23 protein-coding genes are annotated in these 25,733 nt (G+C 54.3%); 14 read left to right on the forward strand and 9 right to left on the reverse strand.

All coding sequences use genetic code 11. The features are described from left to right. Window positions 1-3 precede the first annotated feature (3 nt). The 3 genes from dnaE to tilS all read left to right on the forward strand — a co-directional run bounded on the left by dnaE (window position 4) and on the right by tilS (window position 5,910). Complete coding sequence (dnaE, locus tag ACN06F_RS02650; protein WP_198348659.1) at window positions 4-3,507, forward strand: DNA polymerase III subunit alpha; 3,504 nt, start codon at window positions 4-6, stop codon at window positions 3,505-3,507. 173 nt (window positions 3,508-3,680) lie between these two features. Then, window positions 3,681-4,637, forward strand: a complete 957-nt coding sequence (locus ACN06F_RS02655) for an acetyl-CoA carboxylase carboxyltransferase subunit alpha (RefSeq protein WP_038486504.1) — start codon at window positions 3,681-3,683, stop codon at window positions 4,635-4,637. Then, entirely contained in the window at window positions 4,618-5,910 is a 1,293-nt protein-coding gene (gene tilS, locus ACN06F_RS02660; RefSeq protein ID WP_433924603.1) for a tRNA lysidine(34) synthetase TilS, read from the forward strand. The genes ACN06F_RS02655 and tilS overlap by 20 nt, the downstream gene beginning before the upstream one ends. Here tilS and ppx read toward each other — a convergent pair. After that, window positions 5,891-7,426, reverse strand: a complete 1,536-nt coding sequence (ppx, locus tag ACN06F_RS02665) for an exopolyphosphatase (protein ID WP_038481218.1) — start codon at window positions 7,424-7,426, stop codon at window positions 5,891-5,893. The genes tilS and ppx overlap by 20 nt on opposite strands. Window positions 7,427-7,892: 466 nt before the next feature. Between ppx and rho the strand changes: the two genes are divergently transcribed. The 8 genes from rho (at window position 7,893) to ACN06F_RS02705 (ending at window position 14,861) form a co-directional block, all read left to right on the forward strand. Beyond that, window positions 7,893-9,152 carry a transcription termination factor Rho gene (gene rho, locus ACN06F_RS02670; RefSeq protein ID WP_038481222.1) on the forward strand — a complete coding sequence of 420 codons (1,260 nt, stop codon included), beginning with the start codon at window positions 7,893-7,895 and terminating at the stop codon, window positions 9,150-9,152. Window positions 9,153-9,221: 69 nt separating this feature from the next. After that, window positions 9,222-10,715 carry a 4-hydroxy-3-polyprenylbenzoate decarboxylase gene (gene ubiD, locus ACN06F_RS02675; protein ID WP_253486580.1) on the forward strand — a complete coding sequence of 498 codons (1,494 nt, stop codon included), beginning with the start codon at window positions 9,222-9,224 and terminating at the stop codon, window positions 10,713-10,715. Window positions 10,716-10,757: 42 nt separating this feature from the next. Continuing rightward, on the forward strand, window positions 10,758-11,537 hold the full coding sequence (locus tag ACN06F_RS02680; RefSeq protein WP_433924604.1) for an NAD(P)H-flavin reductase: 780 nt from the start codon (window positions 10,758-10,760) through the stop codon (window positions 11,535-11,537). A gap of 67 nt (window positions 11,538-11,604) precedes the next feature. Next, window positions 11,605-11,733 carry a hypothetical protein gene (locus ACN06F_RS02685; protein ID WP_267900578.1) on the forward strand — a complete coding sequence of 43 codons (129 nt, stop codon included), beginning with the start codon at window positions 11,605-11,607 and terminating at the stop codon, window positions 11,731-11,733. A gap of 376 nt (window positions 11,734-12,109) precedes the next feature. Further along, window positions 12,110-12,286, forward strand: coding sequence for a hypothetical protein (locus ACN06F_RS02690; RefSeq protein WP_167457095.1), 177 nt, complete (start codon window positions 12,110-12,112; stop codon window positions 12,284-12,286). Between the two features lie 3 nt (window positions 12,287-12,289). Then, entirely contained in the window at window positions 12,290-13,369 is a 1,080-nt protein-coding gene (locus ACN06F_RS02695; RefSeq protein WP_232482732.1) for a 3-deoxy-7-phosphoheptulonate synthase, read from the forward strand. Window positions 13,370-13,458: 89 nt separating this feature from the next. Beyond that, complete coding sequence (locus tag ACN06F_RS02700; protein ID WP_433924605.1) at window positions 13,459-13,971, forward strand: DUF3087 family protein; 513 nt, start codon at window positions 13,459-13,461, stop codon at window positions 13,969-13,971. A 149-nt stretch (window positions 13,972-14,120) separates the two neighbouring features. Further along, on the forward strand, window positions 14,121-14,861 hold the full coding sequence (locus ACN06F_RS02705) for an MliC family protein (RefSeq protein WP_433924606.1): 741 nt from the start codon (window positions 14,121-14,123) through the stop codon (window positions 14,859-14,861). Between the two features lie 30 nt (window positions 14,862-14,891). On the opposite strand, the gene ACN06F_RS02710 is transcribed toward ACN06F_RS02705, so the two are convergent. Then, complete coding sequence (locus tag ACN06F_RS02710; protein ID WP_433924607.1) at window positions 14,892-15,962, reverse strand: metal-dependent hydrolase; 1,071 nt, start codon at window positions 15,960-15,962, stop codon at window positions 14,892-14,894. Window positions 15,963-16,038: 76 nt separating this feature from the next. Between ACN06F_RS02710 and ACN06F_RS02715 the strand changes: the two genes are divergently transcribed. Genes ACN06F_RS02715 through ACN06F_RS02725 form a run of 3 tightly spaced genes read left to right on the forward strand, consistent with a single transcriptional unit; the run spans window position 16,039 to window position 17,424 of the window. After that, the gene (locus ACN06F_RS02715; protein WP_120385795.1) at window positions 16,039-16,488 is read left to right on the forward strand and encodes a DUF411 domain-containing protein; all 450 of its coding nucleotides are present in this window, start codon (window positions 16,039-16,041) and stop codon (window positions 16,486-16,488) included. 18 nt (window positions 16,489-16,506) lie between these two features. After that, window positions 16,507-16,947 (forward strand): VOC family protein, encoded by a 441-nt coding sequence (locus tag ACN06F_RS02720; protein WP_120385794.1) that lies wholly within the window; start codon window positions 16,507-16,509, stop codon window positions 16,945-16,947. A gap of 45 nt (window positions 16,948-16,992) precedes the next feature. Further along, window positions 16,993-17,424, forward strand: a complete 432-nt coding sequence (locus ACN06F_RS02725) for an META domain-containing protein (RefSeq protein ID WP_198348703.1) — start codon at window positions 16,993-16,995, stop codon at window positions 17,422-17,424. 29 nt (window positions 17,425-17,453) lie between these two features. On the opposite strand, the gene ACN06F_RS02730 is transcribed toward ACN06F_RS02725, so the two are convergent. From ACN06F_RS02730 to ACN06F_RS02760, 7 genes are all read right to left on the reverse strand, one after another. Continuing rightward, entirely contained in the window at window positions 17,454-18,647 is a 1,194-nt protein-coding gene (locus ACN06F_RS02730) for an FAD-dependent oxidoreductase (protein ID WP_198348654.1), read from the reverse strand. Window positions 18,648-18,654: 7 nt separating this feature from the next. After that, window positions 18,655-20,799 (reverse strand): FAD-dependent oxidoreductase, encoded by a 2,145-nt coding sequence (locus ACN06F_RS02735; RefSeq protein ID WP_433924608.1) that lies wholly within the window; start codon window positions 20,797-20,799, stop codon window positions 18,655-18,657. Window positions 20,800-20,875: 76 nt separating this feature from the next. After that, on the reverse strand, window positions 20,876-21,508 hold the full coding sequence (locus ACN06F_RS02740) for a TIGR04282 family arsenosugar biosynthesis glycosyltransferase (protein WP_433924609.1): 633 nt from the start codon (window positions 21,506-21,508) through the stop codon (window positions 20,876-20,878). Continuing rightward, the gene (locus ACN06F_RS02745; RefSeq protein WP_084183772.1) at window positions 21,498-22,226 is read right to left on the reverse strand and encodes a TIGR04283 family arsenosugar biosynthesis glycosyltransferase; all 729 of its coding nucleotides are present in this window, start codon (window positions 22,224-22,226) and stop codon (window positions 21,498-21,500) included. The genes ACN06F_RS02740 and ACN06F_RS02745 overlap by 11 nt, the downstream gene beginning before the upstream one ends. After that, entirely contained in the window at window positions 22,192-22,827 is a 636-nt protein-coding gene (locus tag ACN06F_RS02750) for an ATP-binding cassette domain-containing protein (RefSeq protein ID WP_038481258.1), read from the reverse strand. Before ACN06F_RS02750 ends, ACN06F_RS02745 begins: the two co-directional genes overlap by 35 nt. Next, on the reverse strand, window positions 22,824-24,506 hold the full coding sequence (locus ACN06F_RS02755) for an ABC transporter permease (RefSeq protein WP_433924610.1): 1,683 nt from the start codon (window positions 24,504-24,506) through the stop codon (window positions 22,824-22,826). The genes ACN06F_RS02750 and ACN06F_RS02755 overlap by 4 nt, the downstream gene beginning before the upstream one ends. Then, complete coding sequence (locus ACN06F_RS02760) at window positions 24,507-25,724, reverse strand: ABC transporter substrate-binding protein (RefSeq protein ID WP_433924611.1); 1,218 nt, start codon at window positions 25,722-25,724, stop codon at window positions 24,507-24,509. Between the last annotated feature and the right edge of the window lie 9 nt (window positions 25,725-25,733).

Raw genomic sequence — 25,733 nt, forward strand, 5'->3', positions numbered from 1 at the left:
CCCATGACGGTTCCGTTTGTTCATCTACGTTTGCACAGTGAATACTCCCTGGTTGATGGCTTGGTAAAACTCAAGTCACTGGTCAGTACCACCGCTGAGCGCGGGATGCCGGCTCTGGCCTTAACCGATGAAGCTAACTTGTTTGGTTTGGTTAAGTTCTACAAAGCGGCGCAGGGCGCTGGTCTCAAGCCCATCATCGGTAGCGACTTATGGCTGTACAACCCCCATGATGAGGCCCATCCGTATCGCATTACGCTGCTGGCGATGAACGATGTTGGTTACCGCAATCTCACCGAATTGATTTCTAAGGGGTGGACCGATGGCCAGCGCCAAGGGCGAGCCATTCTGGACAAACAGTGGGTGCTAGCGCAAAGCGAAGGACTAATTGCGCTATCAGGCGGACGTGAAGGCGAGATAGGTCGTCACTTGCTGTCTGATCATGAACGCGAAGCTCGGGAGCTGTTGGAAGAGTGGCAGCGCGCCTTTCCAGACCGTTTTTATTTGGAGTTAATCCGTACCGGGCGGCCGCTTGAAGAAGATTGCGTTCACGCGAGTGTGAAGCTGGCGATTGAGTCGAATACCCCAGTGGTAGCGACCAATGACGTGCGCTTTTTAGAGCGGGAGGACTTTTGGGCACACGAAACCCGCGTTGCCATCGGCGAAGGCAAGGCCTTGGATGACCCGCGCCGTGAAAGACGCTACACCGAAGAGCAGTACCTAAAAAGCCCTGAGGAGATGGCAGCACTGTTTGCTGATATTCCTGAGGCGCTTGAGAACAGCGTTATGATCGCCGAGCGGTGTAGCGTTGATGTACGGTTGGGCGAAATTTTCCTACCTGAGTTCGAAATTCCCGAAGGGATGACTCAGGATGAGTTTTTCCGCAAAGTCTCCCATGACGGCCTCACTGAACGGTTAGATTTTCTGTTCCCTGTTGAACAGTACCCCCGCGATAGCGACGCATATCGCGAGATTGATCAACGTTACCGTGACAGGCTTGAGTTTGAGCTGAACGTTATTATCCAAATGGGCTTTCCTGGTTACTTCCTGATCGTGATGGACTTTATCCAGTGGGCCAAGGATAACAACGTGCCAGTCGGCCCAGGGCGTGGTTCCGGTGCGGGCTCATTAGTGGCTTACGCGCAAAAAATTACCGATCTTGACCCCATTGGCTACGATCTGCTGTTCGAACGCTTTCTTAATCCTGAGCGTGTCTCCATGCCCGACTTTGACGTCGATTTTTGCATGGAAAAACGCGACAAAGTGATTGAGTATGTAGCTAACCGCTATGGCCGCAATGCGGTATCTCAGATTGTCACCTTTGGCACCATGGCTGCAAAAGCGGTGGTGCGCGATGTGGCGCGCGCTCAGGGGCGGCCTTACTCCTTAGGCGATAAGCTTTCTAAGCTGATCCCCTTTGAAGTGGGTATGACGCTTGCCAAAGCGATAGAGCAAGAACCGGCACTGAAAGAGTTTATCGGCAATGACGACGAAGCCGAAGAGATCTGGGAAATGGCCCTCAAGCTAGAGGGCACCACCCGGGGTACCGGTAAGCACGCGGGGGGCGTCGTCATTGCGCCCACCAAACTGACCGATTTCTCGCCGCTGCTGTGCGATGAAGATGGCTCTGGCCTGGTGGTGCAGTTCGATAAAAACGACATCGAAGACGCTGGGCTAGTAAAGTTCGACTTTTTGGGCTTGCGGACGCTGACGATTATCGACTGGGCACTGGAAATGGTCGATAAAGTGCGGGGGGTAAACGGTCAAGCGCCACTTAACATCGACGCTATCCCGCTGGACGACAGCAAAACGTTTGAGATGCTTAAACGCGCGGAAACCACCGCCGTTTTCCAGTTGGAATCTCGTGGTATGAAGGAGCTGATTAAGCGCCTGCTGCCAGACTCCCTCGACGATATGATCGCCCTGGTGGCGCTATTCCGCCCAGGCCCGCTGCAGTCCGGCATGGTTGATGACTTTATCAATCGTAAGCACGGCCGTGCCGAAGTCTCTTATCCCCACCCAGATTATCAGCATGACCTGTTAAAGCCGGTACTTAGCCCGACATACGGCATTATTTTGTACCAAGAGCAGGTTATGCAGATTGCTCAGGTAATGGCCGGCTATTCTTTGGGGCAGGCGGACATGCTGCGCCGCGCCATGGGTAAGAAAAAGCCCGAAGAGATGGCCAAGCAGCGTTCAGGCTTTATGGAAGGCTGTGCCGCCAACGGTATCGATAAAGACCTTGCTGGCAATATCTTTGATCTTGTTGAGAAATTCGCCGGTTATGGTTTTAACAAATCGCACTCTGCCGCTTACGCCTTGGTGTCTTATCAAACCGCCTGGTTGAAAGCGCACTATCCTGGCCCGTTTATGGCCGCCGTTATGTCAACGGAAATGGATAACCTGGACAAGGTGGTGCCGCTAATTGAGGAGTGCCGCCACCTCAAGCTTACCGTCACACCGCCGGATGTTAATGTCGGTGGCTACAAGTTCACCGTTGATACGGAAGGGCGCGTGGTTTACGGCCTGGGTGCCATTCGTGGTGTGGGTGAAGGTCCGATTGGTGCGATTGTTGAAGCCCGTAGCACCGATGGTCCATTTAAAGATCTTTTCGATTTTTGTCGCCGCCTTGATCCAAAACGGATGAACAAGCGAACGCTAGAAGCGCTGATTCGCTCTGGCGCACTGGATAATCTTGGCCCTAACCGGGCGGTGCTTTCCGCCGCGATGGAAGACGCCTTGAAAGCGGCTGCTCAAAACCATGCCAACCAAAATCTGGGTATGCTGGATATGTTTGGCGATGCGTTTACAGCGGAAGAGGAAGAAACGGATCCTTATGCTGAGTATCAGAGCGCCCGTGAATGGACAGATCGTGAGCGTCTTTCTGGTGAAAAAGATACGCTGGGTCTCTATCTGACCGGCCATCCCATTGATGAATATGAGCGTGAGCTAAAGCGCTTTGTCTCTACTCGCATTAGTGATTTGAAGGCCTCTCGTGAGCCGCAGCGGGTGGCTGGCTTAGTGGTAGCCATGCGCACCATGAAGTCCAAACGTGGCGATACCATGGCGTTTATCACGCTGGATGATCGCACCGGGCGTATCGAGGCCTCTCTATTTGGCGAACTATTTGAGCAACTGCGAGGCCAAATCGAATCTGACCAAGTGATTATCGTTGAAGGTGAAGTATCCAACGATGACTTCTCCGGCGGTTTGCGCTTGCGGGGTAAAGACGTTACGCCGATGGTGACCGCGCGGATTCGCTATGGCGAAGCAGTGGAATTAGCATTAGATGCTGAACAGATCAACGGGCGTTTAGTCGATAGCCTGCGTGAGAGTCTTGCGCCATACCGCGATACCGGCGGGTTGCCGGTACGGCTACAGTATCGCCACTCAGCAGCGGTTGGCTGGCTGGCGCTGGCTGATGAATGGAAAGTAGCTCCCAGCGACGACCTGCTGTTGGCCCTTCGTGATGTGCAGGGGCAGGTTGGCGTTCAGCTACGTTACCGCTAACAAACGCTACAAACGTGCGCGTGCTACCGTCAAATTGAGTGCTAAATGGCGGTGCGGCACGCTAATTGAAAGGGTACTGCCTTGCGTGGCAGGTTCAGGGTGCGATAATGCCCCTCATACATGCCCGTTTCGACAAGGCTTCTTTTTTTATAGGCAGCTTACAGGCAGAGCCGATGAATCCTAACTATCTCGATTTTGAACAGCCCATTGCCGAGCTTCAGGCAAAAATTGAGGAGCTGCGTTTGGTCAGCTCCGATAGCCAGGTTAATCTCTCCGATGAGATATCTCGGCTGGAAGAGAAAAGCCGTAAGTTAACCGAATCGATCTTCAAGGATTTAACGCCCTGGCAGGTTTCCCAGATATCTCGCCATCCGCAGCGCCCTTATACGCTGGATTATCTTGAGCATATTTTTACTGACTTTGATGAGCTTCACGGCGACCGCAACTTTGCCGATGATGCAGCCCTTGTCGGAGGCGTCGCGCGTCTGAATGATCAGCCGGTGATGGTTATTGGGCATCAAAAAGGACGCGATGTTAAAGAGAAAGTACGTCGCAACTTTGGCATGCCGCGTCCAGAAGGCTACCGTAAAGCCTGTCGCCTAATGGAAATGGCTGAACGCTTTAAAATGCCCATCCTAACGTTTATCGATACGCCTGGGGCTTACCCAGGGATCGATGCAGAAGAGCGCGGTCAGTCGGAAGCCATTGCGTATAATTTGGCGGTGATGTCACGCCTGAAAACACCGATTATCTCCACCGTAGTGGGGGAAGGTGGTTCTGGTGGCGCGCTGGCGATTGGTGTGTGCGACGAGCTGCATATGCTGCAGTACTCCACCTATTCGGTTATTTCTCCGGAAGGCTGTGCGTCTATTCTTTGGAAGAGCGCTGAAAAAGCATCTGACGCCGCTCAAGCCATGGGTATTACTGCTGAGCGCCTCAAAGAGCTTGGCTTTGTTGATGAGCTGATTAAAGAGCCGCTAGGTGGTGCTCATCGCCATCCACTAACGACGGCTGAGCGCGTTAAAGAGGCTTTGGCTAATAGTCTGGAGCGTCTGCAAAGCTTTGATAGCGATGCGTTACTGGAGCGCCGCTATAAGCGGTTAATGAGCTATGGCGCCCCAGCCGCCTAAGCCGCTGTTACGTTTACTGAATGACGCCCTGGCGGAGACCCCGCCGGGGCGTACTATTTGGATAGCGCTTTCCGGTGGGCTAGACTCTTCGCTGCTGCTGACGCTGTCCGCTCAGGTTTGCCGGGATGCACGTCGTCCGCTGCGGGCGATTCATATTAACCATGGTCTACAGGCGGCAGCCAGCGCCTTTGAAGCGCATTGTCAAACGCTGTGCGATACGCTTGGTGTATCACTAGTGACGGCAAACGTTGCTGTGGACGCTCAGGGCGAAGGTGTAGAGGGGGCGGCGCGGCGAGCGCGTTACCAGGCGTTCATGGCGCATATTCCCGCTGGCGATACGCTATGGCTAGCCCAGCACCAAGATGACCAAGCCGAGACGCTACTGCTGGCCGCGTTGCGCGGCAGTGGTGTGCGTGGCTTGGCGGGCATGCCTTTTCGCCGCGAGTGGCAGGGGCTCACTCTGCTGCGGCCCTGGTTGAGTGTCAGCCGACAGACGTTGGCTGATGCCGCGCATGGATTATCAATCAGTTGGTGCGAAGACCCGACAAACCGAGACATCGCGTTTGATCGTAATCGCTTACGCCATCAAGTGATGCCAGCATTACAGCTACGTTGGCCTGGCGCTGCACGGGCCCTTGCCAACAGTGCCCGGCATGCCGGTGAGGCAGACCAGCTGTTGGCGGCCTATGCCGCGGAAGAGCTGGCAACGCTGATGCGCGGAGAGTACTGCATGGATGCTACGCTGCTTAGTCAACGCTCCTTACCTCGCCAGCGGCTGCTGGTGCGTACGCTTTGTAAGCAGCTAGCGCTCCCAACACCCCCTCAAAAACGCCTCGAAAGCCTGCTAGCGCAGTTAGGCGCAGTGAACGACGCCCAGGTGAAGGTTGAATGGCCAGGAGTAGACGCGCGGATTTGGCAACGCCATCTCTATCTCATGAGGCCGCTTAAGCCGCTGCCTAAGTGGGAAGCCGAATGGGAGGGCGCGCCAGGGCAGCTAACCCCTTTGGGCCGGTTGGAAGTATCGCTGGCGCCGCCGCGCCGCGTAACCTTGCGTTGGCGACGTGGTGGTGAAGTGGTTGCATTAAAAGAGCGCGGACGGCGCGACGTTAAACGCTTACTCCAAGAGCGGGGAGTGCCGCCTTGGGAGCGTGAGCGTTTGATTGTAGTAATGGAAGGTAAGTCATGCTTGGGCGTTATCCAACCGCCTGCCAACGTATTGTGGCAGGCTGAAGGCGTTGTTCTTGCCTCTACAGCTACACCACCGAAAACGTAAACCCAGCCGCTGTCATATAGGCCTGTTCCTGCTCCATATCGGTACTTAACAGCGTCGGTTCGTCGCTAGGTGGTAGCGTCATCAGCAGTGCTTCACCCTCTGCGTTAATCTCTGGTAGCGGCGGGGGATTTTCAGACCGGGAGTGATTAATAAGCACGGCAAGGCGCAGCAGGCGAGCAAGTTTGGCACAACCTTCCTGGTGTGAGGCAGGCAGTGCCTGCCACTCTTTAGTTGGAAACTTGCGTCGATGGGCGCGCACTAAAAACGCCAGTAGGCGCTGCTCAGGGCGTGAAAAGCCAGCCAAGTCGGAATGTTCTAGCAAATAGGCGCCGTGGCGATGGAATTGACTATGAGAAATAGCCAAGCCAATTTCATGTACATGACTTGCCCAGACAAGATAATGGCCTTGCTCTTTTGTTAATCCCCAGGATTTTTTTACTTTATTGAATAGGCGAAGGGCAGTGTCGGCGACATTCTCTGCCTGCCGAGAATCAACATCATAAATCCGCTTCAATGCATCTAGGCTTTTAGAACGGGTATCTTCCGCGCTATTCCGTCCCGCCATGTCATAAAGCACTCCTTCGCGTAGGGCGCCGTCTGCAAAACGCATTTGGGAAAGGTTAAAGGCTTCAAAAATAGCGTTTAAAATGGCGATACCTGCAGGAAAGACTTTTGCTCGGTCAGGTTTTAGACCATCTAGCTCAACTTTCTCCAGCTGTTTGCATTTTAGTAGGCGTTCACGCAGCTTTTTCAATCCACTACGGGTGATAACACCTTCTTGGGGCGAATCGCCGTAAGCATATAACACGCTCGCGGCAGCCTTTATCGTTCCGCTGGAGCCCACCGGGTCATCCCAGCCAAGGCGTAGGTAGGGACGCTGAATGTTGGCCAGTTCTGACAGGGCAGACAGCTCAGCACGACGCATACGCTTTTCACTAAGTTCGCCATCAGGAAAAAAGCGGCTGCTGAAGGTGACGCAGCCCATGCGTAAGCTCTCAAGTGCTTTGGGCTCGAAGGCTTCGCCAATGATAAATTCCGTCGATCCGCCGCCGATATCAACAATTAAGCGGCGACCAGTTTCGGCTAGCGCGTGGGCGGCACCTAAATAAATAAGCCGGGCCTCTTCGCGGCCAGCAATAATTTCGATGGCGTGGCCAAGCTGCGCTTCGGCACGCTCGATAAACGCTTGGCTGTTATAGGCATCGCGCAACGCATTCGTACCGACAATGCGCAGATTGGCATCCTCAATGTCGTTGAGAAAGGGTGCAAAACGGCCTAGACAGTCCAACGCGCGCTGCATGGCTGCCTCGTTTAAATAGCCGTTCTCGTCTAGCCCAGCGGCTAACTGAACCTTTTCACCCATCCTGGCAACGACTTGAAGGCGCTCGTTTTGATAGTTAGCGACCAGCAGGTGGAAGCTGTTAGAACCCAGGTCGATGGCGGCTAAGCGCTGCGGTTCAGTGTGATCCAGTTCAGCCGACGGCGCGGTGAGAGGGAGTGAAATTTCCTTGGGCATGGGCGTTCCTTCCTAGTGGCTATGCCAAGGTTGCGGTGCCTTATTAGTATTGTCAATTGTCAAACACTTGCGTTTATCGCGGGCCTTGACTACCATCGAACTACTGGCTTGATCCGAGTTAACTTGTTTGCCTATTAAACAGGCGTATTACTCGGGTATTCCGAGCAGTACGTATCCAATGGCATCAGCCAGATGTCCAAGTCGTCAGATAACCCGCTGAAACAGCATTTTCTGTGCCGATCAGATTAACTAGTTTATTAGCACCCTCACGCTAAGCAGTCATTGATGCCGCTACTCCTTTATTGGCATTTGCTTCAAGACTGCCCAGCTTTCAGTATCTGAGTGTGTGCCTAGATGGGGTTCTGAACGCATCACTCGGCGCTTAGCCCTACTATTTAGGCCACGCCTCCTGTCTTATTCCCGGCGCTTGTCGCCCAGCTTTCATGAGCAACTTTCTAACACACCGATGAATCTCACTGAACTCAAGCAAAAAACCGTTCCCGAGCTGCTCGATATCGCCCGCGAGATGGGTATCGACAACTTAGCCCGTTCGCGCAAGCAGGACATCATTTTCGCCATCCTCAAAAAGCATGCTAAAAGTGGAGAGGATATTTATGGCGATGGTGTGCTGGAAATCCTTCAGGATGGCTTCGGCTTCCTGCGTAGCGCTGACAGCTCGTACCTCGCTGGACCGGATGATATCTACGTATCGCCGTCTCAGATCCGTCGTTTCAATCTGCGTAAAGGCGACTCCATTTCCGGCAAAATCCGCCCGCCTAAAGAAGGTGAGCGCTACTTTGCCCTGCTCAAAGTTAGCCAGATCAACTTTGATCGTCCGGAAAATGCCAAGCATAAGATTCTCTTTGAGAACTTAACGCCGCTGTTCCCAGACGACCGGCTGCGCATGGAGATTGGTAATGGCTCTACCGAAGATCTTACCGCGCGCATCATTGACCTGACTGCGCCGATTGGTAAAGGTCAGCGCGGTCTGTTGGTGTCACCGCCTAAAGCGGGTAAGACACTGATGCTACAGAACATCGCGACGTCCATTACGCGCAACAATCCTGAGTGCCATCTGATTGTATTGCTGATCGATGAGCGTCCTGAGGAAGTGACCGAAATGTCACGCACCGTGCGTGGCGAAGTGGTTGCCTCTACCTTCGATGAACCACCCGCCCGCCACGTGCAGGTTGCAGAAATGGTTATCGAAAAAGCCAAGCGTCTAGTAGAGCACAAGAAGGACGTGGTGATTCTGCTTGACTCCATCACTCGTCTAGCACGTGCCTACAACACCGTAGTGCCCAGCTCCGGCAAAGTGCTAACCGGTGGTGTGGACGCTCACGCTCTTGAGAAGCCAAAACGTTTCTTCGGTGCCGCGCGTAATATCGAAGAGGGCGGTAGCCTGACGATTATTGCCACTGCGCTGGTCGATACTGGTTCGAAAATGGACGAAGTTATTTTCGAAGAGTTCAAGGGCACCGGCAACATGGAAGCGCACCTTGACCGCAAGCTGGCTGAGAAACGCGTGTTCCCCGCGATCAATATCCGTCGCAGCGGTACTCGGCGTGAAGACCTATTGGCGTCTGAAGATGAAATGCAGCGCATGTGGATTCTTCGCAAGCTGCTCAACCCGATGGAAGACACGGCTGCTACAGAGTTCCTGATTGATCGTCTGAAGGATACCAAGACGAATCTGGAGTTCTTTGAAGCAATGAAGCGCCGCTAGGCGCTGCATTACGGCCAAGCACTAGCGATAAACGTCTGACAGCCGGAGAAGTGCCTTGAGGAGAGTGCCTTGAAGTACCACGACTTGCGCGATTTTATTGCGGCACTTGAAGCGCAGGGTGAACTTAAGCGAATTAAAGCAGAAGTTGATCCTTATCTGGAAATTACCGAAATTTGCGACCGAACATTGCGTGCTGGCGGCCCCGCGCTGTTGTTCGAGAATGTGAAGGGTCATGACATGCCGCTGCTGGGCAACCTTTTTGGTACGCCTAAACGGGTTGCGCTGGGCATGGGGCAGGATTCGGTAGAGGCGCTGCGCGAAGTGGGTAAACTACTGGCGTTTCTAAAAGAGCCCGATCCGCCCAAAGGGCTAAAAGACGCCTGGGACAAGCTGCCGATTTTCAAGCAAGTGCTAAGTATGGGGCCAAAAATCGTTAAGCGGGCCCCGGTACAAGAGCTATCGTTTGAAGGCGATGAGGTTGACTTAGATCGTTTGCCGATCCAGCACTGCTGGCCTGGCGATGCGGCGCCGCTAGTGACTTGGCCATTAGTGATTACCAAAGGCCCGCATAAAAAGCGTCAAAACCTCGGTATTTACCGCCAACAGAAAATTGCTAAAAACCGCCTGATTATGCGTTGGCTCTCCCATCGAGGCGGTGCGCTGGATTTCCTTGAGTTTCAAAAAGCGCATCCCGGTGAGCCATTTCCTGTGGCGGTGGCGCTGGGGGCAGACCCTGCAACGATTTTAGGCGCCGTCACACCGGTACCCGACTCTCTCTCCGAGTATGCATTCGCTGGGCTTCTTCGCGGTTCACGCACAGAGCTTGTTAGGTGCGGCCATGCTGATCTGGAAGTGCCTGCATCTGCAGAAATCATGCTTGAAGGGTTTATTTATCCCGACGATATGGCAGCGGAAGGGCCATTTGGCGATCACACCGGTTATTACAACGAAGTCGATCACTTCCCCGTTTTTACCGTCACGCGGATGACGATGCGGCGGGACGCGATATACCACTCCACGTATACCGGCCGCCCCCCCGATGAGCCAGCTATTCTAGGCGTCGCGCTTAACGAGGTATTTGTCCCGATCCTGTGTAAGCAGTTCCCGGAGATTGTTGACTTCTACCTGCCGCCGGAAGGGTGCTCCTATCGGATGGCCGTCGTGACCATGAAGAAGCAGTACCCAGGTCACGCCAAGCGCGTCATGATGGGGGTTTGGAGCTTTCTGCGTCAGTTTATGTACACCAAGTTTGTCATTGTACTGGATGACGACGTCGACGCGCGTAACTGGGAAGACGTGATGTGGGCAATTACCACGCGTATGGACCCAGCACGGGATACCGTGATGGTGGAAAATACTCCCATTGATTACCTCGACTTTGCGTCTCCGGTGTCCGGGTTGGGGTCTAAAATGGGGCTCGACGCCACCAATAAATGGCCAGGAGAAACGGATCGAGAGTGGGGGATACCCATCGTGATGGACGATTCGATAAAGACCCGCGTTGACGAGCGTTGGGACGAGCTGGGCATTGATATCCCGTTACCCACACCTCGCCACGGCTAACCCAGTGGCGCAGGTCGGACGATTCTTCATAAAGAGGCTTTCATGAGCGCAAGCACGTCAACTTGCAAGACGTTAACCTGCCAGGTAACCGCCGTTGAGGATTTAAATCCCGACGTCTTTGGGGTGACTCTGGAAGGGCGGCCAGAAGCCATGCAGCATGCGCCTGGTCAGTATTTAGAGCTGAAACTAGACGATAACACCTGGGTGCCGTTTTCAATTGCCAGCGCTGAACGTGGCGATGGCATTATCGAATTGCATATTCAACACTGGCCTGAACGGGACAACTCAGCTCGTCTGAGAGAGTTGTTGCAGGTGGCCAACCAGTTGACCGTACGATTACCCAGTGGTGACTGTGTGCTGGACGCCGAAAGCGAGCGCCCGCTACTGCTGATCGCGGCAGGCACCGGTTTTGCACAGATGAAAGCCATTGTAGAAGCAGCGTTACGGCAGCAGCCCGCTAGGCCTATTTCGCTATGGTGGGCAAACCGCGAGCACCGCGATCTGTATGCCGAAGACTTGGCCTGCGAATGGGCACAACAGTATGCCAATGTTGCTTTTCAAGCCGTAACAGAGTTTCCGCTTACCGAGCCGCTGGCGGTTGGTGAACGCATATCACACCATCAAGGACGCGTTGACCTAGTGCTGGAAAGTGCCCTTGAGAGCGAACTTGCAAGGGCTCAGTTGACGCCCAGCGATTGTGATATCTTCCTATCAGGCTCACCGGGGATGGTTTACGCCTGTGTTGATGTGTTCGAGCGAAAAAACATCAGTAGTGAGAGAATGTTCTCGGATGTATTTGCCTACGCTCCTCGCCCTCACTAAAATGATCGGCCGATAACTGACGCACGGCATGTGCCGATAACCGATACCGATAAAAAAGGAGGCTTTCATGGCCCACCATGACGACAACTTCAAAGATGAATCAGGTTTACTTTCTATTGTGCTCGGCGTTGTGGTTCTGGTTGGCATGAGTGCACTGCCCGCAACGATTGGTTGGATACAAGCGTTTGGCGGCTGAAGGTTGCCATTTTGCTCCTATGCAGGCAGGATTAAACACTTAGATGTCATCGTTTGCGATGCGCAACGTGAATTAGACTTATAAATTAGGATGTAGCCATGCACACAGCACAATGCACTTGCCACACACAAGCAAGGCCGATATCGGCGGCGAGTGCTTGGGCGTGTGTTGCTGCGTTCTTTTATGCTGCCTATTGGTTTAGCCACGGTGTGCCCCTGGCCGACCAGTAGCGTCGCGTCATCAGGCACACCGACTAGGTTGCCTGCCGCATGCAAAGAAGCCTCGGTTGGTAGCCCAACCGAGGCTTCTTTCGTTTTAACGGTTTATTTGGTTTAACTATTCGGGTTTCACAGACATTTCATCAAGGAGCTGCATCATGATGTACCGCGCAAACTCTCTCGCTAATCTGCTCGCCAATATTGCCAACTATATCGGTTATGGCTATGGCTGGCGATTTAGCGACGCGCGGTCGGTGCAAGCTGCCACCTCCGACCGTGCAAGCCAGGGTGGCAAGTTGTTGTTATCACGATGTCACACGCTTCCGGAGAGTTAAGTTATGAATGCCCATGTCAGCCCTGCTTGCACAACCTTGTCAAACCTAGCGTCATTAACGAACGGCTCCTCAAGCTCATCGCAGCCATTGCCTTTGCCAGCAGAGCTACGCCGCAGTGTCGCTATCAATAGCCAACTGGGTGAGCAAATTGCCCATCAGCGCCAAGCGGTTCAGCGCATCCTGAATGGTCAAGATAAGCGCTTATTAGTGGTTGTCGGCCCCTGTTCCGTCCACGATCCAGAGGCAGCGTTAGAGTATGCCGATCGGTTGGCTGCGCTAAGCGAAGAAGTTAGCGAGCAACTATTACCGGTAATGCGTGTTTACGTAGAAAAGCCGCGTACCACCGTGGGTTGGAAAGGTTTGGCATACGACCCTGGGCTAGATGGCAGTGGTGATATGTCAAAAGGCATCACCCTCTCTCGTGAGCTTATGCACGCGGTTGCCTCGCGCGGCTTACCGGTGGCCACAGAGCTTTTACAGCCAATGCTAGCCCCCTACTTAGATGATCTGCTGAGCTGGGTCGCCATTGGTGCTCGTACCACTGAGTCGCAGTTACACCGAGAGCTGGCAAGTGATCTTGCGGCAGCAGTGGGGTTCAAAAATGCGACGAGCGGCGACGTTCAGGTTGCCATTGATGCTATGCAGGCAGCGGCTCATTCCCACCAGCGTTTCGCCATGGATAATGAAGGGCGCCCGATCATGCAGGAAACGGCTGGTAACCCCAATACGCATGTGGTGTTACGAGGTGGTCATGGCGAGCCAAACTACCAGGCGCATCATGTGCGAGCGGCGGTGAATATCTTACGAGATGCTGGGCAGAACCCTCGCTTAATGGTGGACTGCAGTCACGCCAATGCGCGCAAAGATCACCGACGCCAAAGCGAAGTGCTGCTCGACGTGTTGGCACAGCGCAAGGCAGGCGATGTCAACTTGGTGGCGCTAATGCTCGAAAGTCACTTGTTTGAAGGTAAGCAAGCGCTGTCGCCTAACGCGATGCGCTACGGCGTATCGGTGACCGATGCCTGTGTGAGTTGGGAAACCACGGAACGATTGCTAAAAACCGCTGCTGAGCGAATGAGTTAACCCAGCCATCTTCCAGCAGTTGGATAATCTCTTGTTTGCCCTGGCCAGCCCCGTATCATAAGAGACTACTTTTTATGATGAGGTTGGCCATGGTTTTCACCCTTGAGCAGCATAATCCCAGTAGTTACCAGCGCAAGGCACGAATGATCAGTATTGCCATGGCAGGGCAATTAATTGTCTTCGGGTTACTGTTCTCAATGCTTTTAACTTCCGCTTTTGGCAGCACCTTATGGCTCAATGGGCTGGGGGTCTTCCTTGGTTTGTTGGCCACCAGCGTATTGTTTGCGGTGCTCAAAGATCGCCCATGGATGGCTGAAATGCGCTACGTATGGCAGCTCAAACACCACCTTTCTCAGATTAGTGGCTACCTGCAACCACTGCGCCGCGGCGTGGAGGAAGATAATCGTATAGCGTTGGATATTGTGACGTTTTACCATCAAGGCATGACGCAGCTCGCGGAACTTAACGGTCGTACTACCGATGATGATTCTGAACGCCTAGCTGAAAAAATGCAGATAAAGTTAAAGCGTGAAGAGCTGGGGCTGCCAGCCCAGGTTGACAGTTTTGACCCGCAGGACTTAAAAGCATTTAAGCGTCGCTAACTGAAGTGAAATTTATTAATTAAAAAGAACGACGCCGAACGTTAACTAGACGCCATTGACAGTGCCTATGATGATCAAAGGCATAACATCGATAGCGGTAATGATAGCGGTAACGGTAACAACAGTGATGACAACAGGGAGCAGAATGCATGACTTACTCACCTAATCGGTTAACCGGTTTGATTGCGTTAACGGCCACGTTTGCATTGACGGGCTGTGCAAGTACTGGGACAACGCCTGCTAATTCTGCTGCTGGAGTGTCCAAAACAACCGTACACAGCAGTGCACCGCTACTGCCTGCTACGCTATTTCCAGGCAGCGCGGCCCATTTTGACGCTTGGGAGTGCCAGCCCGCAAACCAGAACTTGGTCACCGCGGTGAACGACGATAACCTGCGCCTTTGGTCACTACATGGTGTCTGGCGTTTACCGGAAGCGATTGTGGCAAGCGGTGCGCGCTATCAAGATGGTGAGATCAGCTTCTGGAATCGTGGCGATCAAGCGCAGGTTGAAACACCGCGTGGTCAGTTGCAATGCCAACAGGGGCAGCGTCGAGTCGCAGCAACCCGCGCGGATCATCCTGGCGTGATGTTTCTAGGGCGTGGCAATGAGCCGGGCTGGTCGATTGAGCTTGCTCATGACGCGCCGGTGATGACCTGGACAACGAACTACGGCAGCGAGACGCAAACGATGCCCTATATGGTAAGCGTCATGGACAATGAGGCGGGCAGAGTGGTGATTGAAAATGCCTACGCAGAGGAGTTTTTCCGCGTACGCATTGAGTCGGGAGCCTGTTTTGATGACATGAAAGGCCAGCCGTATCCCGCTCGAGTCACATTGACCATCGGCGGGGAACAGTACAAAGGCTGTGGTCAGGGCATCGCTCCCTAGTTGGCACGGTCTTTTGAATCCATTGGTGTGTCAGCAACGGTAAAGGAAAGGCTCGGCACGCCATTGTGCTTCAATAAAGTCGCTGGCACACAGTGCGGTGTTATCACCGATAGCCCTGGCAGCGAGCCTTGAAAGTATTTCCAGTCTGGGCTCTTGGGAGGTTTCTAGTTGCTCGCTTATGTCGGCAGGGTGCCAAGAACCATCTCTCCACGTTGCCAGGGTGAAACTGAACGGATGAAAGCCTGGAAAGCCAAGGCGAATATCGGTGGCGATTAGCGTTTCCTGACCATCGATCAACAGCGTGTCATAGCGTAGAAAGGGGCCAGTAAACCATGTCAGCCGTTGGCCAAGTGGGCTGGCTAGCACGCTCTCCTCAAGTACGACGTTGCGCTTTATAGCTTCAAGCGTTGGTGCGTCCTGACTATCAAATACGCTGATCAAACTCTCAAAATAGCGATCTCCGTCAATAACCGTTGCGCGCCACAGTGCAATATTAAACGGCGTTGGTTGAATTAATATCGGCGCTGCCTGTAAGCCAGCGTCCGCTAGTGCTGGGGTTAAGCGTTGTTCAACGCTCCATTTCGCGCCTGCCGCCAGCAACAAATATACACTGGAGACCACTAAGCCAACTGTACAAGCTCTGCGCACTTTTTTGGCGGCAATGGCGATGGTTAACGCAACCAGCAGCGGTAGGGTGTAAAAAGGATCGATAATAAACACGATAGGCCACGCTACGGGTGGCATATCCAGTGGCCAGAACAGCTGAGTGCCATAGGTGGTCAATGAATCCAGCAGCGGGTGGGTTGTCAGACAGAGAACGAAAAAACACCACCATCTCCCTAGGCTGATATCACGAGCAGGTATGAAACGCTGGCACAGCAGTGCCAATATCGTAGCTAAGCCAGTCAGCACAAATAGGGAGTGGCTAAAACCGCGGTGCTCAGTCACATTAGCCACTGCATCGCCATAATCAAGCATCACGTCTAGATCGGGCAGCGTGCCGAGCAGTGCACCCATCAATATGGCTTTGCGACCCAGTCGTTTACCTAATATTGCACCACCTATGGCGGCCCCAAGGGCTGCTTGTGTGACTGAATCCACGTAGGTCTCCTTGGGGTGGCCCCGTATTCCAAGTAAGCTAGGTATTATTGTACATGTCGGTGAAGAGGGTTTTTAAATGTCACGAAATCGTCTAGTTAAAGGTCTGGTGGGCAGCCTTCTTGCTGCCTATTCGCTAAGCGCTTTGGCAGCGCCTACGATTGATGTGCATAGCGATCCTAACTGTGGCTGCTGTAGTACATGGGTAAGCCATCTTGAGGAAGCCGGGTTTGCTGTAAACCATCATCGTGACGGCGACCTTCGGTCAGTCAAAGTAGCCAATAACGTTCCCTCAGAACTAGCATCTTGCCACACAGCCATCGTTGATGGTTACGTGATAGAAGGTCATGTACCCGCTGCAGATATTAAGCGACTGCTAGAAGAACAGCCAAACGTTATCGGGTTAACTGTGCCAGGTATGCCGCATGGTTCTCCGGGCATGGAAACCGGCCGAGTTGATGATTACGCTGTTCTCAGCTGGACCCGCAACGACAGCACCCCCGCTATCTTTAGCGAATATACCCAGTAATGATGGAGGGAGAATGACATGCAGTTTTTGCACACTATGGTAAGGGTAAGCGACTTAGGTGCATCGCTGAATTTTTACTGCGATCTTTTAGGGTTGAAAGAAGTGCGTCGCAAAGAAAATGAAAAGGGCCGTTTTACGCTGGTCTTTCTCGCCGCGCCGGAAGATGAAGCGCGCTCAGAACGCTTAACGGCACCAGAGCTTGAGCTAACCTATAACTGGGATCCAGAAGAGCTCACCGGCGGGCGCAACTTTGGGCATTTGGCCTATCGCGTTGACGATATTTACGCGCTATGCAAAAAGCTTCAAGATAACGGCGTTACCATTAACCGCCCGCCGCGGGATGGGCATATGGCGTTCGTGAAGTCGCCTGACGGTATTTCTGTCGAGCTACTGCAAAAAGGCGATGCGTTGCCCCCTCAGGAGCCATGGGCGTCAATGGATAACAGCGGAAGCTGGTAATTTGTCAATAAGGAGCATGAGACAGTGACGGTCAAATTTGGAGCAATGCTAGCCGGTGTGGCTACCGCACTATTAATCAGTGCCTGTAGCAGTACACCAGAGCAAGAGAGCACGGCAGCGCCGGAAAGCGCGTCGCTGTCAGGCGCGATAGTCGATCAGCGTTGGAATTTATTATTAGTAGGTACCGATGAGCGGGTATCTTTACCCGATACGCCATTCTTTCAAATTGGACGCGACGGCAGCGTGAGCGGCTCGGATGGTTGTAACCGATTTACCGGCAGTGTGGAACTGGGTGAGAACCAACGTATCGAGTTTAGCCAGCTCGCCTCGACACGCATGGCTTGCCCCAATATGGAAGACGCCAAGCGGGTAACCGATATGCTCGATACGGCCTACCGCTACCTCATCGATCATGATCGACTGGTGTTTTTTGGACCAGATAGCCGCGTACTAGGCGGCTGGCGTGAAGCTAACTAAGCCTTCAGTTAGCATCTGATCGCAGTTATCTAGTGCTTAAAAGGCGGGTTGAAGCGGGCAATAAAGCGCGCATCAATCCGCTTTTTCCATTCCCATACCCAGCGGCCTGAGAAACCGATGGCGCCTCTGCTGGCAATCGCATGGCTGTCGCCAGTACCAATTAGGGCCAGGACACGTTTTGGTGGCTTCCAGTTGACCAGCGATTCATTGTGGCAGGCGGCGCGCAGGTTCTCCGCCAGCACTGGCCCCTGGCGCACGGCGTAAACTCCGGCCTTGGGTAGTGGAGAAGAGAGCAGTGGAGAAGAGGACAGTGGAGAAGAGTGCCGTGGTTGATTGAACGCTGCACAGTCACCCGCGGCAAAAAGCCCCGGCTGGCCCACTACCTCAAGTGTCTTATTCACCTGGATGAATCCCCGCTGATTCAGCGGCAGAGCGGTGTCTTGCAGCCAAGGCTGGCCTATGGCGCCGGTAGCCCACAGTACGATATCCGCGTCAATCAGTTCGCCTTTAGAGGTTTGGACGCCACCTGCTATTAGCGCCTGGCCGCGGACACCGTGCAACACCGTAACGCCTGCTCGACGCAGAGCGCGTTGGGTTAGCCAGCGGGGCAGCCAACCTACGTCGGGTAGCAGTGTTGTTGATGCGCTGACAAGCGCGCCTTGCCAAGTAATATCTGAACGTTGTTGACGAAGCTGCGCCAGCACACTCATTAAGGTTTCACAGCCTGCCGCGCCTCCGCCTACGCTTACCACCCGCTGTGTAGACCCCCGGGGAAGCTGGTCGACTTTCTCTCTTAGCGCTTGCCAGCGGTAATGCAGTGAACTAAGCGGGCGCATCGCCAACAAGTAGGGGCTTTGTTCGTCATGCTTGTCGAGAAACGGCTGTTCAGGCAGCCTTAACGTAGAGCCCACGTTAAATGAGGCCACATCAAAATGGATTGCCTCGCCGTTTGCTAGCGTTAGCAGGCGCTTAGTGGGGTCGATAGCCATCGCAGGCGAGGTGATTAAGTGAGCGCCTGCCCGTTGAGATAGCGCCGCTACATCAATCTGTGTTTCGCGTAGCGTGCATTCCCCTGCCAGCCACGCTGGCACGCTGCCAGAATAGGCTGACAGGGCACTGTCGCTAACCACGGTGATAGCGATTGACGGATCTGGGTGCTGAGCAAAGGCTTCCAGCACGAAGGCATGGGCATGGCCCGCGCCAATCAGCACGAGATTTTTCATGGGGACATCATTTTTCCGCACCACGCCGCCAGCGGAAATAATGCTCCAATAGGGTGAGAATACGCTCGGGCTTGTGGGCATTTTTCCACACGCCAGCGGTGGCCTTGGCAGCTTCACCAAGGGTGGGATAGGGATGAATGGTACCCAATAGCTTGTTAAGCCCCAGGCCATGCTTCATGGCGATGGTGAACTCTCCTAGCCATTCTCCGGCGTTTTCAGCCACGATGGTCGCGCCAAGGATTTTGTCTTTACCGGGCACGGTAAGCACCTTGATAAATCCTTCGGTCGCGCCTTCTGCAATAGCGCGGTCGCTTTCACTCATGGCATAGCGGGTGACTTCAAACGCCACGCCTTTAGCGATGGCCTCTTTTTCGTTGAGCCCGACCCGTGCTACTTCCGGCTGAATATAGGTGACAGCAGGCATAAAACGATAATCTACAGCGAAGCTTTTTAATTCACCAAACAGTGCATTGACGGCTGCGTGCCACGCCTGATGGGCAGCGGCATGTGTGAGCTGGTAGGGGCCTGCTAGGTCGCCGCAGGCCCAAATGTTGGGCAGTCGAGTTTGGAGACGCTCGTTGAGTTCCAGCGTGCCAGTGTTGGTGGTGGTGATTCCCTGGGCTTCCAAACCCAGCCCTTCAAGATTGGCTTGGCGGCCAACGCTGACGAGCAAATAATCAAATTCGATGGTGGTACGCTGGCCATTGTGCTCTACCACCAGTTGATGGCCGGAGCCATCTTGGCTTACTTCCAAGGCGTTGGCGCCGGTCATTACGTTAACGCCTTCCTGGGTGAGCGTGCGCTCCACGTGTTCGCCTACGTCTTGGTCTTCTCGGCCTAGCAACTGCGGAATACCCTCCACCAACGTGACCTGACTGCCCAGGCGGGCAAAACTCTGGCTGAGCTCGCAGCCAATTGCTCCGCCGCCCAGTACGATCAAGCGTTTAGGCAACTCCGTGAGTGACCACAGGTTTTCTGAGGTGAGCAGTGGTGCATGCTCGATGCCGGGAAGCGGTGGTATTCGGGGGCGCGCGCCAGTGGCTAGCACAATATGGCGGGCGGTCAGGGTTTTATCACCGATGTTGATTTCCCAAGGAGACGTCAGGGTGGCGTGTTCCTGATACACCTCAACGCCCAGTTTAGTGTAACGCTCGACACTATCGTGGGGTTCAATATCAGTAATGGCTTGGTGTACGTGCCCCATCACCTTGGCAAAATCAATCTCCGGCTCGCCAGCGTTAACGCCAAAGCGATCTGCTGTACGCACGTCGTGAGCAGCACGGGCGGCGCGGATTAGCGCCTTTGAAGGTACGCAACCGGTATTCAGGCAGTCGCCGCCCATTTTGTGTTTTTCCACCAACGCCACTTTTGCTTTTACCGCGCTGCCGATATAGCTAGTGACGAGACCCGCCGAGCCGCCGCCGATGACCACAATGTCGTAATCAAACCGGGATGGGCGCTTAAAACCACGATAGGCATTGCGCTTTTGTACTAGTAGCGCAATACGGCGAGCTATCCAAGGAAACACTGCCAGCAGCGCAAACGAGGCCAAAAGCCCAGGAGAAATAATACCGCCCAGGCTTTCAAGTTCACCCAATTGACCGCCCGCATTCACGTAAACCACGGTGCCGGGCAGCATGCCTAGCTGGCTTACCCAATAAAAGGTGACTGTTTTAAGCCGCGTTAGGCCCATCACCAGATTGATCATAAAGAAGGGAAATATCGGTACTAAGCGAAGGGTGAAAAGATAAAAAGCGCCGTCTTTATCAACGCCACGATTGACCGTATCGAACTGGCGAGGAAAACGCTTTTCAATCGGCTGTCGAAACAGGAATCGAGAAAGTAAAAAGGCCAGCGTTGCGCCGATGGTGCTGGCAAAGGAGATAATTAACAGCCCCCAACCGAGGCCAAACAGTGCGCCACCTAGCAGTGTGAGGAGTGTCGCGCCGGGTAGCGATAGTGTCGTCATAACCACATATACCGCAAAGAAAATGCCCGCAACCTGCCAAGGGGATTGCTGGAATGCAGCCTGGAAATCGCTGCGATAGGTTTGCAGGGTTTCCAAGGTGAAGAACGTATGGGCACCGCTTACGTAAAAGCCAAGCACGGCCAGTAGCAGCAGGGTGATAATCAGCAGGCGCTGACGGTTCATGGCAGGCTCCGTTGGGGCAAGGTGGTGGTAGAAACAGAACATTCGTTCAGTAACAGTGACGTAAAGAGCGGAATCCTTACAGGCTGTTTGCGTGCTTCAGTGTTTGTTGCCAGCGCTGCCAGTCTTCTGGGCGGTCAATATCCCACATGGTGTCGGGAAAGATGGCTTCCAAGGACAGCGCTTCAAGCCGCTGTCGAGTGACTTGGAGCACTTGCTCGGTTCCCCAAGGAATGTTCTTAAAGAGGCTAGGATGATCGTCATGAGTGCCGATCAACCCATAGCCGCCGTCTTCGGCAGGTAAAATCACCACTGGCACGTCTTTAAGCGCTGAACTGCACTGCCTAAGCATGGCAACGGTGATACTAGGGCAATCAGTGCCCATCACCATCGACGGACCTTGAGTGCTATTCAGTGCATGACGTACGCGCATTCCCACATCGCCCTGAAGTTGAGCGGCGAGCGAAATGCCGTAGTGGGACTGCAGCTCCACAAACAAAGGATGCTGATGCTCTAAGGAAGTCCATAGTGTGACGTTTTGCGATCCCAGTGCTTGGCAGGCGGTGGCAACGCAGTGGCGAACCATGGTGGCATGGGCTTGCGCCGCACCTTCTGGCCCTAGGCAAGGAATTAAGCGCGTTTTCGCCTGCCCAGGCAGTGGCGCTTTGGCCAGTAGATGTAAATGGGGCAGCACCGGTGACTTAACGGGCATTGCGATACTCCTTGGCCAGTTGGGTGGCGCTGACACCGCGCCAGTAGCGATAACGCAGCCGCCACATCAGGCAAATAGTTTTCCAGGCGCCGAACTGATCCCAGCGCCTGCCTGAGCTTATCACTTTGGTGCGTAGGCAGGCGGGGGGAGAAAGTGCCTTCAGCCGCTTGCTTAACTCAATATCTTCCATTAACGGTTGTTCGGGAAAGCCGCCGACCGCTTCAAAAGACGCTCGGCGTAAGAACATGCCCTGATCGCCAGTGGCGATACCGCTTAGCCGTGAGCGTAGGTTCATAAGAATGCTAACGAGCGGCAGCCAGCGGCTTTTTCCCTCAAGGTGAATATCAAACCGCCCCCAGCAATTTGTGCTCAGCGATTGGGAGATCAGCTTGCAGGCCCCTTCGGGAAGCCGGGTATCAGCATGTAAAAATAGCAGCGCCGCTGAGCGCGCGCGTTCTGCGCCGAGGTTCATCTGCCGTGCTCGGCAAGGGGCACTCGTCAGTAGTGTATCCGCTAGCGGGGTGGCTAGCGCCACGCTTTCATCGGTACTACCTCCATCGACTACAATGATTTCCACGCCACTCTCCCGCAGTGGCTGCAGCGCAGATAGCGCCGTCTCAATCCCTGCGGCCTCATTCAGCATGGGGATCACAACGCTAAGCTTAGGCAATTCAGCATCTGGGCTAGCCAAGGGCAATGATCGGCCCTCCTGCGGCATTGGCATCGGCTTCATCATGGGTGACCAGCAGGGTGGGTAAGCCCGCTTCGCGAAGCTGGCCGAACACTAGCGTACGCATCTCCTGGCGCAGTGCGGTGTCCAGTTTGGAAAACGGCTCATCCAGCAGCACGGCACGGGGCTGTGAAAGCAGCAGGCGCATCAGCGCCACCCTAGCTTGCTGGCCGCCGGAAAGAGTCGCCGGATCGCGGTTTTCAAAGCCCGCCAGCCCCACTTGATTCAACGCTTGGGCAACTTGCTGGCGTTTGTCGTTGGCACGGTGTGGCAGGCCAAAGCGACAATTCCCCGCCACACTTAAATGGGGAAATAGCATCGGGTCCTGAAACAGCAGGCCAATGCCACGCTGTTCGGCGGGCAGCGTATCTAGACGTTTATCACCCAGATAGAGTTCACCTTGAGCCTGAAAGGCAGGCGACAAAAAGCCCGCTAGATAGGCCAGTAGCGTTGACTTTCCCGAGCCGGAAGGGCCCATGACAGTTAATACTTCGCCTGGCGCTATGTCACAGTGCATTGCCAGCAGTGCTTCGCCTGCCAGCGTGATCGTCATCTGTTTGATGTGCAACGATTGAAGGTTTGGGATCATGCAGCTCCTCGCATTTGGCGGCGTTTTGCCCATACAAGGCGGGGAATCATGAGTGCCAGACTAAAGCCAATAAACGGCAGCAGCGCCTGCAACAGCGCTAATACCGCCACTAGCCTGCGATTGCCGCCAGACGCCATGGCAACGGCTTCGGTAGTGATGGTGGGTACGCGACCACCACCCAGCAGCAGTGTTGGCAAATACTGGCCAATACTGACGGCTAAGCTAACTGCGCAGGCGGTGAGTAGCGGGGCCAATAACAGTGGCAGACGCACTTGCCAGAAAGCTCGCCAGGGGGGAACACCCAGTGACAGTGCCACCTGTACCCAGCGTGGGTCCAGCCGCCGGTAGGACTCTGACAGCGATAAATAGAGATACGGCACCACAAACAACAAATGAACGGCCACTACCAAGGCGTGCTGAGGGCGGATGGCAATGCTTTCAACGGCGACCACTAAGCCAAACAGAAAGGCCACTTGAGGCACAATTAGCGGTAGGTAAAGCAGCCATTGGGCACGCAGTGCAGGTAAGTGATGGCGCGCTGCATGCTCCAATGTTGCCACTACTAGTACCGCGGCGATAAGCGTCGCGGTTAGCCCTACACTCAGCGTATTGATCAGCGGTGTTGCCACGCTGGGCAGAATGCGCTGCCAATGATCCAGTGTGAATGTACCCGGTAGCGCATCCGGAAAGCGCCAAAAGCCCGCTACTGAAAACAGTGCCAACCCGGCCAGCGCACTGATCGCTAACAAAGTGACAGCTAGCAGCAAAGCACGGCCGCCAAACGCAATCGCCGTTGCCCCTGATGCCCGCGAGCCGTTGGCCAACCAGCGTTGGCAGAGACGTTTGATTCCTTGTTCGCCAAGCCACCAAGTCAGTAGTGCCGCCAGGGTAACGCCGAACTGCAGCACAGCACCGGCAGAGGCCATAAAGCGGCGGCTTAAGTCGGGGTCGTTAAACCAGGTGAGAATCGAAACACTCAGCGTTGGCGGTAGAGTGGGGCCAAGAATCAACGCCATATCCACCACTGAGGTGGCGTAGGCAATGACGGCATAAACCGGCAAGCGAATCAGTGGGTAAAGCGCTGGGAAAACGCACTTCAGCCAAGCAATGCCGGGCGCGTAGCCCAGCGAGCGGGCCAGGGTGACACGTTGTTCAGGACGTAACTGAGGTAGCGCAGCTAAACTCATCAACAGCAAAAAGGGCACTTCTTTGAGTATCAGGCCCGCCATTAGTGCCAGCCCTAGCGGGTCGTTGACGATCAGCAGATCAGGTGGGCGCTCCCACCCAGTGAGCCCAGGAGACGCCCAGCGCACCAGCAACCCAGAGGGCGCAATCAGAAAGGCTAAGCCAAAGGCCACGGCTGCATGGGGAATGGCCAGTAGCGGTGAGACCATTCGCCGAATGGCACGGTCAATCCAGGTGCCTTGGCTAGCCGCCAGAAACAGCACCACGATAAACAGTGCCACCAAGGCGGTGATCAGACCGCTAAAATAGCTCAGCAGTACGGAGCGGTGGAGACCAGCGTGCGCCCATAGGGCTTGCCATGCTTCCAGATGGAACGTGTCCCCTCCGAGCACCGGTAAATAGCCAAAGGCAGGCAACAACACCATGCCAAGCCCCGCACTTACTGGAATAACCAAAAGTGCAATAAGCAGTATAGAGGCTAGCCGCAGGATCAATTAATTAACGCCATAACGCTTAAGCCACGCATCCTGTAGCGCCGTCATCCAACTGGGGTGAGGTTCGGCCAGGGTATTGGAAAGTGCATCGGCAGGCAGCGCAGATGGATGGCTTTCACCTTGTTCGAAGAGCGCCTTGTCGTTTTCATCTAACCGACTGACTGCCAATACGGTGCGATCGCCCCACATACTAAGCGACTGCTTTTGGGCTTGGGCTTCAGGTGAGAGCAGAAAGTTGGCTAGTGCCATTGCGCCTGCTTTATGGGGAGAATTATAGGGAATAGCGACAAAGTGAACGTTTCCTAGAGTGCCGCCTTCCAGCACATAGCTGCGCACACTCTCGGGAAGTTCATACTCCATCACCGCGACGGCGGCATCTGTCGGGTAGAAGGAGAAGGCTAAACTGAGCTCGCCATCGCTCATCAATGCGCGCAGGTTAGGGCCCGATTCCGGGAAACTGCGGCCGCTGCGCCACAGGTAAGGGTGTAACTCATCCAGATAATCCCACAATGGCGCGGTGATCTCCGCAAACTCCGCTTCAACCACTGGCGCATAAAGGGCGTCATCTTGATTAGATAATTCAATTAACGCCTGTTTTAAAAAGGTGCTACCGGTGAAATCGGGAATACGTGGATAGCTGAATTGGCCAGGATTGTCTTTGGCCCACTCCAGTAAATCCGCAATATTTTGCGGCGGCGTTTCAGTTTGAGCGCTGTCGTAGTAGAAAGTGATTTGTGCTTTTCCCCATGGAGACTCATAGCCTTCAGTAGGCAACGTAAAGTCGGTAACCACTTCTGGGTTTTCATCTGAGTGAGTCAAGGCGAAGTTAGGCAGAGATTCGGCAAAGGGGCCAAATAAGAGGTGCTGTTCGCGCATGGCGGCGAAGTTTTCGCCGTTAATCCAGATCAGGTCGATGCGGCCATCATCAATGTTACCAGCCTGCTTTTCACCCAGTACTCGAGCAACGGCACTACCTGTGTCGTCTAACTTCACATGCTCTACATCGACGCCATACGTGGACTGCATTTGCTCGGACACCCAAGCGATATATCGGTTGGTGCGACTGTCACCGCCCCAGGCGTTCCAGTAAACGGTTTGACCCTCGGCGGCTTGCAGTACGGCATCCCAATCATTGGGATCTGGAGCCGCTATGGCGGGCAACGCCAGTGACAACATGGCAGTGGCGACAGCGGTCGTTAGGGTGGTGCGTGGTTTCATCGTACACCT

The sequence above is a fragment of the Vreelandella sp. 21 genome (genome assembly GCF_050995515.1).
Classification (GTDB): domain Bacteria; phylum Pseudomonadota; class Gammaproteobacteria; order Pseudomonadales; family Halomonadaceae; genus Vreelandella; species Vreelandella alkaliphila.

What these genes read in the sequence shown, in the direction of transcription:
- dnaE (WP_198348659.1), top strand. Translation starts at nt 4, where the DNA reads ATGACGGTTCCGTTTGTTCATCTACGTTTGCACAGTGAATACTCCCTG.
- ACN06F_RS02655 (WP_038486504.1), top strand. Translation starts at nt 3,681, where the DNA reads ATGAATCCTAACTATCTCGATTTTGAACAGCCCATTGCCGAGCTTCAG.
- tilS (WP_433924603.1), top strand. Translation starts at nt 4,618, where the DNA reads ATGGCGCCCCAGCCGCCTAAGCCGCTGTTACGTTTACTGAATGACGCC.
- ppx (WP_038481218.1), bottom strand. Translation starts at nt 7,426, where the DNA reads ATGCCCAAGGAAATTTCACTCCCTCTCACCGCGCCGTCGGCTGAACTG.
- rho (WP_038481222.1), top strand. Translation starts at nt 7,893, where the DNA reads ATGAATCTCACTGAACTCAAGCAAAAAACCGTTCCCGAGCTGCTCGAT.
- ACN06F_RS02680 (WP_433924604.1), top strand. Translation starts at nt 10,758, where the DNA reads ATGAGCGCAAGCACGTCAACTTGCAAGACGTTAACCTGCCAGGTAACC.
- ACN06F_RS02685 (WP_267900578.1), top strand. Translation starts at nt 11,605, where the DNA reads ATGGCCCACCATGACGACAACTTCAAAGATGAATCAGGTTTACTTTCT.
- ACN06F_RS02690 (WP_167457095.1), top strand. Translation starts at nt 12,110, where the DNA reads ATGATGTACCGCGCAAACTCTCTCGCTAATCTGCTCGCCAATATTGCC.
- ACN06F_RS02695 (WP_232482732.1), top strand. Translation starts at nt 12,290, where the DNA reads ATGAATGCCCATGTCAGCCCTGCTTGCACAACCTTGTCAAACCTAGCG.
- ACN06F_RS02700 (WP_433924605.1), top strand. Translation starts at nt 13,459, where the DNA reads ATGGTTTTCACCCTTGAGCAGCATAATCCCAGTAGTTACCAGCGCAAG.
- ACN06F_RS02705 (WP_433924606.1), top strand. Translation starts at nt 14,121, where the DNA reads ATGACTTACTCACCTAATCGGTTAACCGGTTTGATTGCGTTAACGGCC.
- ACN06F_RS02715 (WP_120385795.1), top strand. Translation starts at nt 16,039, where the DNA reads ATGTCACGAAATCGTCTAGTTAAAGGTCTGGTGGGCAGCCTTCTTGCT.
- ACN06F_RS02720 (WP_120385794.1), top strand. Translation starts at nt 16,507, where the DNA reads ATGCAGTTTTTGCACACTATGGTAAGGGTAAGCGACTTAGGTGCATCG.
- ACN06F_RS02725 (WP_198348703.1), top strand. Translation starts at nt 16,993, where the DNA reads ATGCTAGCCGGTGTGGCTACCGCACTATTAATCAGTGCCTGTAGCAGT.
- ACN06F_RS02730 (WP_198348654.1), bottom strand. Translation starts at nt 18,647, where the DNA reads ATGAAAAATCTCGTGCTGATTGGCGCGGGCCATGCCCATGCCTTCGTG.
- ACN06F_RS02735 (WP_433924608.1), bottom strand. Translation starts at nt 20,799, where the DNA reads ATGAACCGTCAGCGCCTGCTGATTATCACCCTGCTGCTACTGGCCGTG.
- ACN06F_RS02740 (WP_433924609.1), bottom strand. Translation starts at nt 21,508, where the DNA reads ATGCCCGTTAAGTCACCGGTGCTGCCCCATTTACATCTACTGGCCAAA.
- ACN06F_RS02745 (WP_084183772.1), bottom strand. Translation starts at nt 22,226, where the DNA reads ATGCCGCAGGAGGGCCGATCATTGCCCTTGGCTAGCCCAGATGCTGAA.
- ACN06F_RS02750 (WP_038481258.1), bottom strand. Translation starts at nt 22,827, where the DNA reads ATGATCCCAAACCTTCAATCGTTGCACATCAAACAGATGACGATCACG.
- ACN06F_RS02760 (WP_433924611.1), bottom strand. Translation starts at nt 25,724, where the DNA reads ATGAAACCACGCACCACCCTAACGACCGCTGTCGCCACTGCCATGTTG.